This window comes from Pseudomonas sp. PICF6 (genome assembly GCF_009831705.1).
GTDB lineage: Bacteria > Pseudomonadota > Gammaproteobacteria > Pseudomonadales > Pseudomonadaceae > Aquipseudomonas > Aquipseudomonas rhizophila.
The window spans coordinates 203,147-220,511 of sequence record NZ_WUUD01000033.1 but is presented as its reverse complement, the minus strand read 5'-3'; the positions used below and the strand labels follow the sequence as shown (position 1 = coordinate 220,511).

The 17,365-nt window shown below is 59.5% G+C and carries 16 protein-coding genes and 1 riboswitch; of the genes, 7 read left to right on the top strand and 9 right to left on the bottom strand.

Annotated features, from left to right (window positions below):
* The first annotated feature begins 33 nt into the window (after positions 1–33).
* A complete protein-coding gene (gene madL / locus GSM73_RS23725; protein WP_047226951.1) occupies positions 34–426 on the top strand; it encodes a malonate transporter subunit MadL in 393 nt (130 codons plus the stop codon).
* Between the two features lie 5 nt (positions 427–431).
* Positions 432–1,196, top strand: a complete 765-nt coding sequence (gene madM, locus GSM73_RS23720; RefSeq protein ID WP_076386537.1) for a malonate transporter subunit MadM — start codon at positions 432–434, stop codon at positions 1,194–1,196.
* A 118-nt stretch (positions 1,197–1,314) separates the two neighbouring features.
* Here the strand turns inward: madM and GSM73_RS23715 are convergent, their stop codons facing one another.
* The gene (locus GSM73_RS23715) at positions 1,315–2,229 is read right to left on the bottom strand and encodes a LysR substrate-binding domain-containing protein (protein WP_076383368.1); all 915 of its coding nucleotides are present in this window, start codon (positions 2,227–2,229) and stop codon (positions 1,315–1,317) included.
* 220 nt (positions 2,230–2,449) lie between these two features.
* Between GSM73_RS23715 and GSM73_RS23710 the strand changes: the two genes are divergently transcribed.
* Positions 2,450–3,067, top strand: a complete 618-nt coding sequence (locus tag GSM73_RS23710) for a hemolysin III family protein (RefSeq protein ID WP_047226953.1) — start codon at positions 2,450–2,452, stop codon at positions 3,065–3,067.
* Positions 3,068–3,133: 66 nt separating this feature from the next.
* Here GSM73_RS23710 and GSM73_RS23705 read toward each other — a convergent pair whose 3' ends face one another.
* Complete coding sequence (locus tag GSM73_RS23705) at positions 3,134–3,853, bottom strand: 16S rRNA (uracil(1498)-N(3))-methyltransferase (RefSeq protein ID WP_047226954.1); 720 nt, start codon at positions 3,851–3,853, stop codon at positions 3,134–3,136.
* Between the two features lie 200 nt (positions 3,854–4,053).
* Positions 4,054–5,460, bottom strand: a complete 1,407-nt coding sequence (locus GSM73_RS23700; protein ID WP_076383370.1) for an adenosylmethionine--8-amino-7-oxononanoate transaminase — start codon at positions 5,458–5,460, stop codon at positions 4,054–4,056.
* Between the two features lie 224 nt (positions 5,461–5,684).
* On the opposite strand from GSM73_RS23700, the gene GSM73_RS23695 reads away from it, so the two are divergent.
* Entirely contained in the window at positions 5,685–7,442 is a 1,758-nt protein-coding gene (locus GSM73_RS23695) for a flavin monoamine oxidase family protein (RefSeq protein WP_107323036.1), read from the top strand.
* A 571-nt stretch (positions 7,443–8,013) separates the two neighbouring features.
* Here GSM73_RS23695 and GSM73_RS23690 read toward each other — a convergent pair.
* Positions 8,014–8,520: a hypothetical protein gene (locus tag GSM73_RS23690; protein ID WP_047226957.1), complete on the bottom strand. Its 507-nt coding sequence runs from the start codon at positions 8,518–8,520 to the stop codon at positions 8,014–8,016.
* A 339-nt stretch (positions 8,521–8,859) separates the two neighbouring features.
* Between GSM73_RS23690 and GSM73_RS23685 the strand changes: the two genes are divergently transcribed.
* Together GSM73_RS23685 and GSM73_RS23680 are read left to right on the top strand one after the other, a co-directional pair.
* Positions 8,860–9,411: a cytochrome b gene (locus tag GSM73_RS23685; protein ID WP_047226958.1), complete on the top strand. Its 552-nt coding sequence runs from the start codon at positions 8,860–8,862 to the stop codon at positions 9,409–9,411.
* A 32-nt stretch (positions 9,412–9,443) separates the two neighbouring features.
* Positions 9,444–10,040: a YceI family protein gene (locus GSM73_RS23680; protein ID WP_047226959.1), complete on the top strand. Its 597-nt coding sequence runs from the start codon at positions 9,444–9,446 to the stop codon at positions 10,038–10,040.
* Positions 10,041–10,293: 253 nt separating this feature from the next.
* Here the strand turns inward: GSM73_RS23680 and GSM73_RS23675 are convergent, their stop codons facing one another.
* The 5 genes from GSM73_RS23675 to ahcY form a co-directional block, all read right to left on the bottom strand.
* Entirely contained in the window at positions 10,294–11,829 is a 1,536-nt protein-coding gene (locus GSM73_RS23675; RefSeq protein WP_160893977.1) for a DEAD/DEAH box helicase, read from the bottom strand.
* 266 nt (positions 11,830–12,095) lie between these two features.
* A complete protein-coding gene (locus GSM73_RS23670; RefSeq protein WP_107323034.1) occupies positions 12,096–12,872 on the bottom strand; it encodes a transporter substrate-binding domain-containing protein in 777 nt (258 codons plus the stop codon).
* Positions 12,873–12,927: 55 nt separating this feature from the next.
* Positions 12,928–14,010 carry a hypothetical protein gene (locus GSM73_RS23665; RefSeq protein WP_047230427.1) on the bottom strand — a complete coding sequence of 361 codons (1,083 nt, stop codon included), beginning with the start codon at positions 14,008–14,010 and terminating at the stop codon, positions 12,928–12,930.
* An 83-nt stretch (positions 14,011–14,093) separates the two neighbouring features.
* Positions 14,094–14,939 carry a methylenetetrahydrofolate reductase [NAD(P)H] gene (metF, locus tag GSM73_RS23660; protein ID WP_047230426.1) on the bottom strand — a complete coding sequence of 282 codons (846 nt, stop codon included), beginning with the start codon at positions 14,937–14,939 and terminating at the stop codon, positions 14,094–14,096.
* Between the two features lie 180 nt (positions 14,940–15,119).
* On the bottom strand, positions 15,120–16,529 hold the full coding sequence (gene ahcY, locus GSM73_RS23655) for an adenosylhomocysteinase (RefSeq protein ID WP_076383373.1): 1,410 nt from the start codon (positions 16,527–16,529) through the stop codon (positions 15,120–15,122).
* Positions 16,530–16,552: 23 nt separating this feature from the next.
* Positions 16,553–16,659: riboswitch (S-adenosyl-L-homocysteine riboswitch) on the bottom strand.
* A 191-nt stretch (positions 16,660–16,850) separates the two neighbouring features.
* Here ahcY and GSM73_RS23650 point away from each other — a divergent pair.
* Positions 16,851–17,255 carry an acyl-CoA thioesterase gene (locus GSM73_RS23650; RefSeq protein WP_047230424.1) on the top strand — a complete coding sequence of 135 codons (405 nt, stop codon included), beginning with the start codon at positions 16,851–16,853 and terminating at the stop codon, positions 17,253–17,255.
* Positions 17,256–17,365: the final 110 nt, after the last annotated feature.

The following is a 17,365-nucleotide window of genomic DNA, read 5'->3' as shown; positions in this document are numbered from 1 at the left end:
CAACTTCGACGATGCACTTTGAGGACTACAACAATGATTATTTACGGTGTGGCGTTTTTGGCCTTTTGTACCCTGGCGGGTATTTTCATCGGTGAGCTGCTGGGCAAACTGATCGGCGTGCCGGCCAACGTCGGCGGTGTCGGCATTGCGATGCTGCTGTTGATCGGCCTGGGCAGTTACCTGAGCAAACGCGGCCTGTTCAAGGGCAAATCCGAAGCCGGCGTGGAATTCTGGAGTGCGATCTACATTCCTATCGTGGTCGCGATGGCGGCCCAGCAAAACGTCTATGGCGCGCTCAAGGGCGGGCCAATGGCGATTCTGGCTGGGACCCTGGCGGTGGTGATTGCCTTTGCGATGGTGCCGGTGCTGGTGCGCATCGGCAACAAAGGGCCTGAAACCGATGTTTCCGCCAAGACAGTCGGGTGATTGCCATGTACGAATCAATGATGAAAGTGATCACCGGCTACGGTCTGCTCAGTGGCTTTGCGATTGTCGGCATCACCATGTGGGTGTCGTACTGGATCAGCGACACGTTCACCAAGGGCCGCCTGCACGGTTCGGCCATCGCGATTCTCCTGGGGTTGGTGCTGTCGTACATCGGCGGTGCGATGACCGGCGGGCAGAAGGGTGTAGTAGACATTCCGCTGCTCTCGGGCATCGGCCTGCTGGGCGGCGCCATGCTGCGTGACTTCGCCATTGTCGCCACGGCGTTTGGGGTGAGTGTCGAGGAGCTCAAGCGCGCTGGTTTCGTCGGGGTGCTGGCGTTGTTCGTCGGGGTGGCCACCTCGTTCATCGCCGGTGTCGGAGTGGCGATGGCCTTCGGTTACACCGACGCGGTGAGCCTGACCACCATCGGCGCCGGAGCGGTGACCTACATCGTCGGGCCGGTCACTGGCGCGGCGATCGGTGCCAGTTCCGAGGTGATGGCGCTGTCCATCGCCGCCGGTTTGATCAAGGCGATCCTGGTGATGGTGGCGACGCCGTTCGTGGCACCCTTTATTGGCCTTAACAATCCGCGCAGTGCGGTGATCTTTGGCGGGTTGATGGGCACTTCCAGCGGCGTGGCCGGCGGCCTGGCGGCCACCGATCCGAAACTGGTGCCGTATGGTTGCCTGACGGCGGCGTTCTACACGGCGCTCGGGTGCTTGCTCGGGCCTTCGCTGTTGTATCTGATCATGCGGGGGTTGTTGGGCTAAGGCTTTGAATTTTCGCTGAGCGGGCTGTCCTCATCGCGAGCAGGCTCGCTCCCACATTGGATCGGTGTTCACCATCCTGTGTGGGAGCGAGGCTGCTCGCGATGAAGGTGACTGGGTCTCAAGTCTGGCGATTGGCATACATACGGCACTCCGCCAGCAACGCCAGCAAATTCGGATCGCGCTCCTTGGCCTTCAGGAATACCACGCCGATGTGCTGCTGCAGCCGATACTTTTCCTGCAACGGGATCAGTTTCACCCGGTTTTCATACACCGCCGCAATCCGTCCCGGCAGCAAGGCATAACCGACCCCGGAGCTGACCATGCTCAGCAGGGTGAAGATGTCGTTGACCTGCATCGCCACCTTCGGCTCGAACCCCGCCTGCTTGAACACTCGATTACCATCCTGATGGGTGGCGAAGCCCTGGGTGAGGGTGATGAAGGTTTCGTTGCACACTTCGGCCAGGTCCACTTCACTGCGTTGGGCGAAGGCGGAATCGGCTGGCGTGGCGAGAAAAATGTCGTCTGAAAACAGCTCGATATGCTCGCAGTCCGGATCGTTCACGCTGTCGTCCAGGGAGATCAGGATGGCGTCCACCTCCATGTTCTTGAGCTTGTACAGCAGGTCGATGTTCGAGCCCAGGATCAGGTCGATGTTCAGTTCGCTGCGGCGAATTTTCAGGCCCATGATCAACTGCGGCACGGTCTTGACCGTCAGTGAATACAGCGAGCCGAGCTTGAACCGCTCCGCGGAAAACCCGGCGGCTTCACGGGTCAGGCGCACGCTTTCGATCACGTCCTGAATCAGCTTCTGTGTGCGTTCTTCCAGCACGTAAGCGCTTTCCAGGGGGGTTAGGTTGCGGCCCTCGTGCTTGAACAACGGGCAACGCAAGGCGCTTTCCAACGAGTGAATGGCCCGGTGTACGCTGACGTTGCTGGTCTGCAACTCGGCCGCCGCCCGCGCAAGATTGCCGGTGCGCATGAACGCCAGGAACACCTCGAGTTTTTTCAGGGTCAATTCTTCGTCGATCAGCATGGGGTGGACTCTTATTCGTATCGCCCGATTGTGCCCCAATCGGTAGGAGGATGTTGATCTGTGGGAGCAAAGCTTGCTCGCGATGCAGGCGACTAGGCTCCTGAGGCACCGCGTTATCTTCATCGCGGGCAAGCCTTGCTCCCACAGAGAGCTAAACATTGCACTTTGTAGCGCCAAGCCTGAGCCTTGGCGTCTGTTTTGGAATGTGAGGTGGGACTGGATGTATCACGGAGAGCGACTCAACGCCTGGACCCACCTGGTCGGGGCGGTGGCGGCTTTTATCGGGGCGGTGTGGTTGCTGGTAATTGCCGGGATGACGGGCGATGCGTGGAAAATCGTCAGCGTGGCGATCTACGGTTTCACCTTGCTGGTGCTGTACAGCGCTTCGACGGTTTACCACAGTGTGCGCGGGCGCAAGAAAGCAATCATGCAGAAGGTCGATCACTTTTCGATCTATCTGCTGATCGCCGGCAGCTATACGCCGTTCTGCCTGGTCACCCTGCGCGGGCCGTGGGGCTGGACCTTGTTCGGGATTGTCTGGGGGCTGGCGCTGATCGGGATCTTGCAGGAGATCAAGCCGCGCTCTGAAGCACGAATCCTGTCGATCGTGATCTACGCGGTGATGGGCTGGATCGTGCTGGTGGCGGTCAAACCGTTATTGGCCGCCTTGGGCAGCGCCGGCTTTGCCTGGCTGGCTTCGGGTGGTGTGTTGTACACCGTCGGCATTGTCTTTTTCGCGCTGGACCATCGGTTGCGGCACGCCCATGGCATCTGGCATCTGTTCGTGATCGCCGGCAGTTTGCTGCATTTTGTGGCGATCTTGTTCTATGTGCTCTAGCTCATAACCACCGCTGGTCCTGTGGGAGGGAGCAGGCTCGCTCCCACACGGCTTCTTCATTCGACTTTAGAAATCCCCCCACAGCTGCTGTGCCACGGCCAGTGCCACCACCGGTGCGGTTTCAGTGCGCAGCACGCGCGGGCCGAGGCGGGCGGCGTGGTAGCCGGCGGTCCCGGCTTGTGCCACTTCGGCATCCGACAAACCGCCTTCGGGGCCGATCAGGAAGGCCAGGCTCGACGGTCTGGCATGGCTGACCAGCGGCTCGGCCACCGGGTGCAGCACCAGTTTCAGTTCGGCGTCGGTTTGCTTCAGCCAGTCGGCCAGTAGCAGCGGCGGGTGGATCACCGGCACGGTGGAGCGCCCGCACTGCTCGCAAGCGCTGATCGCCACCTGGCGCCAGTGCAACAGGCGTTTGTCGGCGCGTTCGTCCTTGAGGCGCACTTCGCAGCGCTCGCTGAAAATCGGCGTGATCTCGTTGACGCCCAGTTCGGTAGCTTTCTGGATCGCCCAGTCCATGCGCTCGCCCCGGGACAGGCCCTGACCGAGGTGGATGCGCAAGGGCGATTCAACCTGCCCGGCGAATTGTTCGTTCAACTGCACAAGCACGCGTTTTTTGCCGACTTCGGCCAGGGTGCCGCGAAACTCCTGGCCAGAGCCGTCGAACACCTGCACCGCATCGCCCTCGGCCATGCGCAGCACCCGACCGATGTAGTGGGCCTGGGCTTCGGGCAGTTCGTGAGCGCCGAGGCTGAGGGGGGCGTCGATGAAGAAGCGGGACAGTCTCATTTCGAATCTCTGAAAAAGTTAAACCTGTGGCGAGGGGATTTAGCGAAACGTCGCACCGCCCCGCTGGGCTGCGAAGCAACCCCAAATGCTTACAACGCGATTTGCCTGAAGTATCGGAGTGTCCGGTTTTAGGGCTGCTGCGCAGCCCAGCGGGGATAAATCCCCTCGCCACAACAGTATTCCAACAAGAACACCGGGGTTTAACCCGGATCACGGAATCCTGGATGAAAATCCTTCGGCACCGCCACGCTGACCTTGTCCCGGGTGGCGATGTCGATGCCCTCGCTGGCCACTTCAGCCAGGAAGTCGATTTGCTCGGGGGTGATGACATACGGCGGCAGGAAATACACCACGCTGCCCAGCGGCCGCAGCAATGCGCCGCGCTCCAGAGCATGCTGGAACACCGTCAGGCCGCGACGTTCCTGCCATGGGTAAGCGGTCTTGCTCGCCTTGTCCTTGACCATCTCGATGGCCAGGACCATGCCGGTCTGGCGCACTTCGGCCACATTCGGGTGATCGGCCAGGTGCGCGGTGGCGCTTGCCATGCGTTGGGCCAGGGCCTTGTTGTTTTCGATGACGTTGTCTTCTTCGAAGATATCCAGCGTCGCCAGGGCCGCCGCGCAGGCCAACGGGTTGCCCGTGTAGCTGTGGGAATGCAGGAAGGCGCGCAGGGTCGGGTAGTCGTCGTAGAACGCGCTGTAGACCTCATCGGTCGTCACGCACGCCGCCAGCGGCAGGTAGCCGCCGGTCAGGGCCTTGGATAGGCAGAGGAAGTCCGGGGTGATACCGGCCTGTTCACAGGCGAACATCGTGCCGGTGCGGCCGAAGCCGACGGCGATTTCGTCATGGATCAGGTGCACGCCATAGCGATCACACGCCTCGCGCAGCAGCTTCAGGTACACCGGGTGATACATGCGCATGCCGCCGGCGCCCTGGATCAGCGGCTCGACGATTACGGCGGCCACGGTGTCGTGGTGTTCGGCCAAGGTCTGTTCCATGGCCGCGAACAGATTGCGCGAATGCTCTTCCCAGCTCATGCCTTCGGGGCGGAGGTAGCAATCGGGGCTCGGCACTTTGATCGTGTCCAGCAGCAACGCCTTGTAGGTTTCGGTGAACAGCGGCACGTCGCCCACCGACATCGCTGCGATGGTTTCGCCGTGGTAGCTGTTGCTCAGGGTGACGAAGCGCTTCTTGGCCGGCTGGCCACGATTGATCCAGTAGTGAAAGCTCATCTTCATCGCCACTTCGATGCAGGACGAGCCGTTATCGGCGTAGAAACACCGGGTCAGGCCTTCAGGTGTCATCTTCACCAGGCGCTCGGACAGTTCGATCACCGGCTGGTGACTGAAGCCGGCGAGGATCACATGCTCCAGTTGATCGACCTGGTCCTTGATGCGCTGGTTGATCCGCGGGTTGGCATGGCCGAACACGTTGACCCACCAGGAACTGACGGCATCGAGGTAGCGCTTGCCTTCGAAGTCTTCCAGCCACACGCCTTCACCGCGCTTGATCGGGATCAGCGGCAGCTTTTCGTGGTCTTTCATCTGGGTGCAGGGATGCCATAGCACCGCGAGGTCGCGTTGCATCCACTGGTTATTCAGGCCCATATACAGTCTCCTCGAGGCGGCTCGCGGCGGGCGCGGGCAAAACAATCGGGCAAGCCTATGCAATGGCAGCCCCGGGGACAACCCATTGTGTCATTCCTGCTACCTTGAGTAAGGCGATAGACGCCGCTGGCGGCGCTGGGGTGGCTGACGTATTCTTCGCCGTTCTCTGAGCCGTCTGGCTCGAAAAACTGATCGTTCCTGCGTTTTATTCCGGAGTTCGCTGAATGTCTGCTGGTTGGCTGCGCGCCTGTGCGCTGGTGGTGATAGGGCTGTTCAGCGTGTGTGCGCTGGCCAAGGACAAGCAACCGACGGTGATCGTCATCGGCGGCGGCCTGGCGGGGCTCACGGCGGCCTACGAGCTGCAGAACAAAGGCTGGCAGGTAACCCTGCTGGAAGCCAAGCCAAGCCTGGGCGGTCGTTCGGGCATGGCCACCAGTGAATGGATCGGCAACGAAAAAACTCAGCCGGTACTGAACAAGTACATCTCGACCTTCAAGTTGAGCACCACACCGGCCCCGGAGTTCGTGCGCACCCCCAGCTATTTGATCGACGGCACCTACCTCACCGCCGCTGACCTGGCGACCAAGCAACCGGCCACGGCTGAGGCCCTCAAACGTTACGAAACCACCCTGGACGACCTGGCCCGTTCCATTGAAGACCCACAGAACCCGTCGGCCAACAACACGTTGCACGCACTGGACCAGATCAGTGTCTCCAACTGGCTCGACCGTCTGCAATTGCCGACCACCGCGCGGCAGTTGGTGAACCAGCAGATCCGCACCCGCTATGACGAGCCGTCGCGACTGTCGTTGCTGTATTTTGCCCAGCAGACCCGGGTCTACCGTGGTGTGTCCGACCGTGACCTGCGCGCCGCGCGCCTGCTGGGTGGCAGCCCTGTGTTGGCCCAGGCCTTCGTCAAGCAACTGAAAACCATCAAGACCAGCTCGCCCGTCTCGGCCATCTCCCAGGACAAGGACGGCGTTACCGTCAAGGTTGGCAGCGTCGGCTATCAAGCTGACTACGTAGTGCTGGCGGTGCCGTTGCGAGCCCTGAACAAAATCCAGCTGACCCCGGCCCTGGACGCCCGGCATCAGGGCGCGATCAAGGGCACCAACTACGGCTGGCGCGACCAGATCATGCTCAAGTTCAAGACCCCGGTCTGGGACAGCAAGGCGCGCATGTCGGGTGAGATCTACAGCAACACCGGTCTGGGCATGATGTGGATCGAGCCGGCCATGAAGGGCGGCGCCAATGTGGTCATCAATCTGTCCGGCGACAACGCCCGGGTGATGCAGGCCTTTGGTGACAAGCAGATGGCCGATCAGGTGCTGATTCGCTTGCACGCGTTTTACCCGCAGGCCCGGGGTGCTTTCACCGGTTATGAAATTCGCCGCTACAGCACCGACCCGTCCATGGGCGGCGCGTACTTGGCCTTTGGGCCGGGCCAGATCAGCAAGTACTGGCGCCTGTGGGAAATGCCGTTGCAGCGCGTAGCCTTTGCCGGCGAACACACCGATACCTTGTATCCGGGCACCCTGGAGGGCGCGTTGCGTAGCGGTCAGCGGGCAGCCAGCCAGGTTGAAGACCTGGCGGCGGGCAAATCGTTTGAACCGGCCAAGGTCGTGCCGGTGGCAGCGGCAGCAGCTGCCGGTGCGGTGGCGGCGAAGAAGGGTAATTTTTTCTCCAACCTGTTTGGTGGCTCGGATGACGACAAGAAGCCGGAGCCGGTCAAGGCTCCGGAGCCGGTAGCGCCTGCTCCAGTGCCGGCACCCGCCCCAGCGCCTGCACCGGTGGCACCATCCGCGCCAGCCCCGGCGAAAGTTGAGCCCGCCAAGAAAGCAACCACCAAACCAGCGGTGAAAAAACCAGCCGCCAAGACCCCGGCCAAAAAAGCCCCGGCCAAGGCTCCGGTGAAAAAGGCCCCGCCGGCGAAGAAGCCGGCAGTCAAACCGACGACGACTACTGAAACCAAGGCTCAGTAACGATCAGGTGGAAAGAACGCGGCTCAAGGGCCGCGTTTTTTATCCAGTATCAAGCGTACCGGCGGCGCCACTCAAAGCCCGGCGTCGCTTAATAAGCGCTACGTCCTACACGCCTTGGCGATATATCGGAAACTTCCCACCCTTTAACCAGAAGCAGGCTATAGCGCTTACCAAGCCATAAGTCTAGGCTCCTCGAAAAACAGGAGCGCGTATGAAAATACTAATGGCAGTGGTTGTATTGGTTTCGATATATGGATGTGTGTATGGCGAATGCCGGGATCCTTTGACAATTCCGATGATTCCAAAAAGAGATCCGCAGTTAGCACACAAATGCTCCATCGATCCATATAAGCCTGAGTGTTCGGTAAACTAATTCTTCAAGTTTCAGGCTCGTAAACTGGAGCGACCATGAAACCGATAGAAGCTTTGATGTTCTTTATAATGCTCGCCAGTAGAGGCTTTACTGACGGTCGTATGACGCTTAAAAAATACGACCCTCAATTGGCGTACAGATGCGATATGGATCCACAGGTCCGAGTACCCCATTAAGTAACATTACCTAAGAGAATTTTTAGAGGGGGGGTAACGAAAATGACCACGTATGAATTGGCACGTCCTCAAACAGGATCCTGACCCGCTTCGGCTTCGACATACGTCCCGGAACGAAGCCAAAGCGGGCCCAGCAGAGGTTGCCTGTTCGCATGTCAAAAATGACTAGGTTTCCATCGTCCTGCATGGTCATACAAGTGTTATACCAAAGTGACTTATCAGTACTGTGGGTGCTTTCGGCGATCCACAATCGCCGTCTGGACGGATCATAAAGAAAGCCGCTGTTGCTGACGACGAATTGTAGAGGTTCACGCATTCTCCTTGGATACAACGTGACGCTGTGAGGTTGTTTATCACCAGCGGTCCAGATAATTGCCTCGCGGTCCTTGATTACCAAGTTTCCATCGGCCTGCAATATCAATCGGAACCGCCCATTACTGGATTTTAGGTATTGCCCCGGGGACATCGTTTGATTAGGGGGTAATTGCGGCGAGCCGTTAGCTTTAAAATGGGTATAACGAACAGCCATTTTGTTCACCTTGTTCAATGAGTTGTGGAGCGCTCATTTGATCAAGGGTGAAAGTGAAAATGGCGATAGATATATATTGAATGGAACAAATAGTTGGACGGCGGTGACGGCTCCGGTGCGGTCCCCTGTGGGAGCGAACCTGCTCGTGATGAGGTCCATACAGGCCCCAAAGGCTGCCTGATCGCCTCGCCATCACCCGCCGTTTCCCCTTTAATCTTTCCTTAACCCACCCCCTCCAGACTGATGATCGTATTTCTCGATATTTCAAAGCAAAATTTTCCGCTTTAAATCGATAGATAACTCGCTAGTCTTGGTCGCAGTTTTCACAGGATATGAGCAATGCAGCTACGCAACTCTTCTTCTCGCTATGGCTGGGTCAGCATCGTTTTGCACTGGGGCATTGCACTGGTGGTGTACGGGCTGTTCGCGCTGGGGCTGTGGATGGTCGGCTTGGATTACTACAGCACTTGGCGTAAAGACGCGCCGGACCTGCACAAGAGCATTGGCTTGGTGCTGCTGGCGGTCATGTTGCTGCGGGTGATCTGGCGGGTTGTCAGTCCGCCACCACCGACCTTGTCAACCTATGGCCGCCTGACCCGCGTCGGCGCCAAGCTTGGCCATAGCGCACTGTATCTCGGGTTGTTCGCCGTGATGATTGCCGGTTACCTGATTTCCACCGCAGACGGTGTCGGGATTCCGGTGTTTGGTCTGTTTGAAGTACCCGCGCTGGTGTCCGGACTGCCCGATCAGGCAGACGTTGCCGGCCAGATTCACTTCTACCTGGCATGGGCGCTGGTAATTTTCTCCGGCCTCCATGCGTTGGCAGCATTGAAACACCACTTTATCGATCGTGACGCGACCCTCAAGCGCATGCTGGGACGCCAAGCCTGATGTTCAACCTCGACTCCAAAGGAATAGAAAGCATGTTGAAAAAAACGCTCGCCGCCCTGGCAATCGGTTCTGCCCTGCTGTCGGCCGGTCAGGCCATGGCTGCCGACTACGTGGTCGACAAGGAAGGCCAACACGCCTTCGTCGACTTCAAGATCAGCCACCTGGGCTATAGCTACATCACCGGTACCTTCAAGGACATCGACGGCAAGTTCAGCTTCGACGCCGCCAAGCCTGAAGACAGCAAGATCGAGTTCAACGTGAACACCGCCAGCGTGTTCACCAACCACGCCGAGCGCGACAAGCACATCGCCAGTGCTGACTTCCTGAACGCGAGCAAATTTGCCAAGGCCACCTTCGTGTCCACCAGCGTCAAATCCACCGGCAAGAACGCTGATGGCAAGGAAACCGCCGACGTGGCTGGTGACCTGACCCTGCTGGGCGTGACCAAGCCTGTCGTGGTCAAAGCCACCTTCCTGGGTGAAGGCAAGGACCCGTGGGGCGGCTACCGTGCCGGCTTCGAAGGGACCACCAGCATCAAGCGTTCCGATTTCGGCAAGCAGAAAGACCTGGGCCCAACGTCCGACGTGGTCGAGCTGTACGTTTCGTTTGAAGGTGTCAAAGCGAAATAACATTCGCGCCTGACAAAAAACGCCCCTGATCTTGGATCAGGGGCGTTTTTTATTGCCGCATGGAATCTTGTGAACCGCACATGACCCCTTGTGGGAGCGAGCCTGCTCGCGATTGCCATGGGTCAGTCAACCTCTGTACTGGCTGAACCACCGCAATCGCGAGCAGGCTCGCTCCCACGGGGTGAAGTTGGCGTTACTCAAAAAAAATGCCCCTGATCGCGAGATCAGGGGCATTTTTACGGCTTGGAGAAACTCAGCGATTGCGGGTCAGCAGTGCCGGCTTCTCGCCCCGTGGACGGCTTGGCAGTTGATCCAGCTGTTCAGGCGTCGGGAATCGATCGATCTTCGACTCCTTGTGCATGATCTTCGGCTGGTTACCACGAGGGGCTTGCACGGCAGGTTCCTGACGAGGCTGCTCGTCACGTGCCGGGGTACCTTCGCGAGGCTTGTGCTCGCGAGCCGGGCGTTCGCCGCGACTGGTGCTGGCCGATTTTTCCTTGCCCTTGTCCTTGCCTTTGTCTTTACGGCCGCCGCCACCACCGCCGCCGCCATTTGGACCGTCACCGCGAGGGCCACGGGCATTGCGTGGGTTGCGCACGTCCGGACGTTCACGCACTTCAGGCTTCTCGGCCTCGATGGTGCTGGCATCGAAGCCCATCAGGTCGCCATCGGCGATTTTCTGCTTGGTCATGCGCTCGATGCTTTTGAGCAGTTTCTCTTCGTCCGGCGCGACCAGCGAGATCGCTTCGCCCGAACGGCCGGCCCGGCCAGTACGACCGATACGGTGTACGTAGTCTTCATCGACGTTCGGCAACTCGAAGTTGACCACGTGGGGCAACTGGTCGATGTCCAGACCGCGAGCGGCGATGTCGGTGGCAACCAGAATGCGCACTTCGCCGGCCTTGAAGTCGGCCAAGGCCTTGGTGCGGGCGTTCTGGCTCTTGTTACCGTGGATCGCCACGGCCGGCAGGCCATGTTTGTCCAGGTACTCGGCCAGACGGTTGGCGCCGTGCTTGGTGCGGGTGAACACCAGGACCTGTTCCCAGGCGCCGGCGGTAATCAGGTGCGCCAACAGGGCACGCTTGTGGCTGGCCGCCAGGCGGAACACACGTTGTTCGATGCGCTCGACCGTGGTGTTTGGCGGTGTGACTTCAATGCGTTCCGGGTTGTGCAACAGCTTGCCGGCCAGGTCGGTGATGTCCTTGGAGAACGTCGCCGAGAACAGCAGGTTCTGACGCTTGGCGGGCAGGCGGGCCAGCACTTTCTTCACGTCATGGACAAAGCCCATGTCGAGCATGCGGTCGGCTTCGTCCAGCACGAGGATTTCCACGTGGGACAGATCGACGCTGCCCTGGCCGGCCAGGTCGAGCAAACGACCCGGACAGGCCACCAGCACGTCGACGCCACGGGCCATGGCCTGGACCTGAGGGTTCATGCCAACGCCGCCGAAAATGCAGGCACTGACGAATTTCAGGTCGCGAGCATAGATCTTGAAGCTCTCGTGTACCTGGGCCGCCAGTTCGCGGGTAGGGGTCAGGACCAGGACGCGCGGTTGGCGCGGGCCGTGACGCTGGGATTTGTCTGGGTGACCGTTGGGGAAAAGCCGCTCCAGGATAGGGAGGGCAAAACCACCGGTTTTACCAGTGCCTGTCTGCGCCGCGACCATCAGATCGCGACCTTGCAACACGGCGGGGATGGCCCGCTGTTGCACCGGGGTAGGCTGGGTGTAGCCGGCAGCCTCGATGGCGCGGACTAAAGCCTCGGAGAGACCGAGGGAAGCAAAGGACATGAGTAATCCTGTTTTAGTGAGGGCCTGGCCCAATGGGATAGTCTTGCCGGGCGCGAATGACGTTCAACAAAAAGACGTCATCCCGTCCGGTCCTGCCGAGTCTGGAAGGCAGGTCCGGACAGGGCTCGCGCGGGCTGGAAGCTGCGCTGTAGCGGTGTCGGGATGCCTTTTGCAAGACCGGGCGTCCGGGCGTGAGCCTGGCGGGAAGGCCGGAGTATAACAGAGCAAACGCCGTGCGCCGCTTTCCTGCTGCTCAACGGTTTATTTCAACGCTGCACCGGGCTGGACGGTTTGGTCCTGGCAGACGGAACGGCGCCATAGCGGGCGATCAGCTCGGCATAGGCCGGTTCGCGCTTGAAGCGCTTGAGCTCGGCGCTGAAGCGCTGCACCAGCAGATCCATCCCGGCGTTGCGCCGCACCGCCAGGTATTGGCTTTGACGGCTCACAACCACGGGGTTTTCGGTGATCTGGTCGCCCAGTTGCATTTGCTTGAGTACGTGCCGACCCACCCGGCGGTCGGTGATGAGCAGGTCAATCCGGCCCAGTTGCAACTTGCCAAAGTTGGCTTCATGGGTGGGTGCCGTCTCACGTTTGAACAGGGGCGATTCTCTGAAGGCCTGGCTGTACAGATAACCGGGCGAGGTGCCCACGGTCAGGCCGACCAAGTCATCGAGCGTGCGAAAGGGATGGGGGCGGGCGTTGGCGTAGAACATCACGAACTCCACGTCCGAGAGCGGTTCGCTGGGGTAAAGCAGCATGGCGTCGCGTTCGTTGCTGTGGAAAATGTCCAGCGCACCGTCCGCCAGGCCCTGCTCAAGCATCGCCAGGCAACGTTTCCACGGCAGCAGTTGCCATTGCACATCAATGCCCAGGCGCTTGAACACAATGGCGGTGGTTTCGTAGTCGAGTCCCAGGACCTGGCCGTTCTCTTCGTAGACATAAGGCGCCCAGGGTTCGGTGACAATGCGCAACTTCTCGGCCCGGGCATCCATGCTCAGGTACAGGAGGACAAAGGTGGTCAGTAACCGGGTGATGAAGGGCATGGCCTGAGGTTACGACGAGAGCTCATCAAATAGCTAGAGCCCTCTGGCCCGCGGCTTAATTGCCTTTTGCCTGCATTAGGTGCCGATAGATGGCTTCGCGGCGCTCGCCCAGCACCCAGCGAATCAGTGGGTGGTTGAGCCATCGTTTGAGTTCATGGTCTTTCAATGGCTCTTTCAGGCGATTTTCAACGTTCTCCCTGGCCTTTTCCCACCAGACCGGCGCGCAGGCCTGGTCGAACGGGTTGGTGTGACGGTAGCAGCCGTAGAGAATTTCGCGCATGAATTGCCGTTTATGGCTGGGTAACGCCACGGTAATCAATTTATAAGCCAGACGTTGCAATGTGGGCGGTCGGGGTAACGTCGCGGTGACTTGTCGGGTTTCATCCAGGGCCGATTGGCACATGGGCGCGGCATGATGTTTGTCGAGCCAAGCCTTGGTTTTGGCGCGGAACAGCTGTTTGCGGCTCCAGTAATGGTGAATCAGGTCCGGACATTCGCGCACGTGTACCGAACGATAGGCCGCCACCGAAAGGCAAAACTCTTCCAGCGTGTAGGCTCCGTTCGCCATGGGATAAAACTCGTCCATCAGGGCAATCGAGCGATCCAGAACTGATGCGTCGGTCCAATGAAGACCAATCACGCCCGAGTTCAACTGCGGCATGTTGTCATCCGCCAGTTGCCGTCGTTGCAGGGCTTGCGCCAGCGTTACGTAAAGTACGGCATCCTTGTTGGCGCCATAGTTCAGATCTACCGCGTTGCAGAGCAACGTGCCGGGCTGAATGCGCCGAAACAGCTCCAGAGGAGAGCAGTGGAAGAAGGTGTCGGTGTCGATCAGCAGTGCCAGCTCGACTTCCTCAAGCACCTTTTGCATGACTACATGCTTTGCGCGAAAGTGATAGCCATGCGGCTCGATCCAGGTCTGACGGGTTTCGTTGTCGAGGTGGCGTACGCGCACCGGGAGTCCAGCGTAGGGCATGGGATTGTCGGTAAATACTTGGATGTCCAATGCCTCACCCGGGCTCTCGCGCAGTCCGGCCAAGGCGCTGGCAATGCTGAACACGGCTTCTTGATGATAGGTCTCGGCCCCGTAGACCAGATAAATGAGTTGTGGGGTCGTTAACCTTTGACCAATAGGCATCTACTGCATCCCTCCAGATATTTCGGGTAGAAAAAAGGCCTTGGGTTTTCGCCAAGGCCTCTTTGTACCGCCCAATTAAGACATTAACGCGGCAGCTTGAGGTTATTCCATACTGCGAGGCTGGGCTCGGCCTGGTTCAGGGTATAGAAATGCAGCCCCGGTGCCCCGCCCTGTAACAAACGTTCACACATTTGTGTGATGACTTGCTCTCCGAAGCTTTGGATGCTGGATGTGTCGTCGCCGTAGGCTTCCAGCTGCTTGCGGATCCAGCGTGGGATTTCTGCCCCGCAGGCGTCGGAAAAACGCGCGAGTTTGCTGTAGTTGGTGATCGGCATGATCCCCGGCACGACAGGAATGTCGACGCCCATCTTGCGTACGCGGTCGACAAAGTAGAAGTAGCTGTCAGCGTTGAAGAAGTACTGGGTGATCGCGCTGTTGGCGCCGGCGTTGGCCTTGCGTACGAAGTTGAGCAGGTCGTCTTCGAAATTGCGTGCCTGGGGGTGCATCTCTGGGTAGGCCGCCACTTCGATATGGAAGTGCTCACCGGTTTCTTCACGAATGAATTCAACCAGGTCGTTGGCGTGGCGCAGTTCACCGCTCGCCATGCCCATACCCGAGGGCAGGTCACCGCGCAGGGCCACGATACGGGTGATGCCGGCAGCCTTGTACTGGCTCAATAGGCTGCGCAGATCGGCTTTGCTGTCACCCACGCAGGACAGGTGCGGGGCGGCGGGGATTTTGACTTCACTTTCGAGCTGCAACACGGTGTTGATCGTGCGGTCACGGGTCGAACCGCCAGCGCCATAGGTGCAGGAGAAGAAGTCGGGGTTGTAGCTCGCCAACTGACGGGCAGTGGCGATCAGTTTTTCATGCCCAGCATCGGTCTTCGTCGGGAAGAACTCGAAGCTGTAGCGACGGTCTTGGGACATGGTCATATCCTTGGAAACTCGTAGGCCGGTGAGGCTTGCATATCCCTTGCGGGAGCGGACTCATGTGGGAGCGAGCCTGCTCGCGATTGGCATCACCTCGGTCTGACAGTCAGATCGAGGTGCCTGCATCGCGAGCAGGCTCGCTCCCACAGGTCCGCTCCACCAAGGAGGCAGCGCCGATCAGTACCGGTAGGCGTGCGGCTTGAACGGGCCTTCGACGGTCACGCCGATGTAGTCAGCCTGTTGCTTGGTCAGTTTGGTGACCACGCCGCCGAAACCGCGGACCATTTCCAGGGCCACTTCTTCGTCGAGTTTCTTGGGCAGCACTTCCACGGTCAGGCGCTCGGCTTTCTGGGCTGGCGACAGGTCGGCGTATTTCTGGCCGAACAGGAAAATCTGCGCCAGGACCTGGTTGGCAAACGAGCCGTCCATGATGCGGCTTGGGTGGCCGGTGGCGTTGCCCAGGTTCACCAGGCGGCCTTCGGCCAGCAGGATCAGGTAGTCATCGTTCTGTGGGTCAAAGCTGCCGGCGCCGGTGCGATGCACCTTGTGGACCTGTGGCTTCACTTCTTCCCATGCCCAGTTCTTGCGCATGAAAGCGGTGTCGATTTCATTGTCGAAGTGGCCGATGTTGCAGACCACGGCGCGCTTTTTCAGGGCTTTGAGCATGTTCGCGTCGCAGACATTGACGTTACCGGTGGTGGTCACGATCAAGTCGATCTTGCCCAGCAGCGCTTTGTCGATGCTTGCTTCGGTGCCATCGTTGTTACCGTCGATGAACGGCGAAACCAGCTCGAAGCCGTCCATGCAGGCCTGCATGGCGCAGATCGGGTCAACTTCGGACACTTTGACGATCATGCCTTCCTGGCGCAGGGACTGAGCCGAGCCCTTGCCCACGTCACCGTAGCCGATCACCAGCGCCTGCTTGCCCGACAGCAGGTGGTCGGTACCGCGCTTGATGGCGTCGTTGAGGCTGTGACGGCAGCCGTACTTGTTGTCGTTCTTGCTCTTGGTCACCGAGTCGTTGACGTTGATGGCCGGGATTTTCAGTTCGCCCTTGGCCAGCATGTCCAGCAGGCGGTGTACGCCGGTGGTGGTCTCTTCGGTCACGCCGTGGACGTTGTCCAGTACGGCTGGGTATTTCTTGTGCAGCAGTTCGGTCAGGTCGCCGCCGTCGTCAAGAATCATGTTGGTGGCCCATGGCTGGCCATCCTTGAGGATGGTCTGCTCCAGGCACCATTCGTATTCCTCTTCGGTCTCGCCCTTCCAGGCAAATACCGGGATACCGGCAGCGGCAATGGCGGCAGCGGCCTGGTCCTGGGTCGAGAAGATGTTGCAGGACGACCAGCGCACTTCCGCACCCAGGGCAACCAGGGTTTCGATCAGCACGGCGGTCTGAATGGTCATGTGGATGCAGCCGAGGATCTTCGCGCCCTTGAGCGGTTGCTCGCCGGCGTATTTGCGACGCAGACCCATCAGGGCTGGCATTTCGGATTCGGCGATGATGATTTCGCGACGACCCCAGGCAGCCAGGGACATGTCAGCGACTTTGTAATCGGTAAAATCTGCAGGCGTGATAACAGCGCTCATGAAGAGCCTCCATTCGTAATGTATGCGAATGGGCGCCGTTGTGCGTTTAGTGTCCGTGCGGGGAGCCCCGTACAAACAACGCCCCATCCGAGCCTGACAGGTCGAACCTGCTGCAGCGCCCCTCGGACAGGTGGCGGGAACGGTCCAAAGCGAGGACCGAGGTAAAGCGGTGGCGATTATAACGGGCTAATCGGATCTTCCAAAGGGTTTCTGTCGGCAAATCAAAATTGCCGATGATCGTTATTGGGACCCCGACATAGAGCCACGCTGCCCGGTCTGCCATGATGCAGGCATCCATCGGCCAGACGCTCAGGAGTGAACATGAATTTCCACACCCGCAAGTGGGTCAAGCCCGAAGACCTCAACCCCAACGGCACGCTGTTTGGCGGCAGTCTGTTGCGCTGGATCGACGAGGAAGCGGCGATCTATGCCATTGTCCAGCTCGGCAACCAGCGTGTGGTTACCAAATACATCTCCGAAATCAACTTCGTCAGCGCTTCGCGCCAGGGCGACATCATCGAACTGGGCATCACCGCCACCGAATTCGGCCGCACCTCGATCACCCTGACCTGCGAAGTGCGCAACAAGATCACCCGTAAAAGCATCCTCACCGTGGAGAAGATGGTCTTCGTCAATCTTGGGGAAGATGGCCTGCCGGCGCCGCACGGCCGGACCGAGATCAAGTACGTCAAGGATCAGTTCCAGGACGATATTGCCAGTGCATGAGATCGGCGGCGTCGCCAATCGCGCGCAGGCTCGCTCTCACATGGACTTGCGGTCGGTCGCAGCATTGTTGTCTACCACCCATCCCTTGTGAGAGCGAGCCTGCTCGCGAC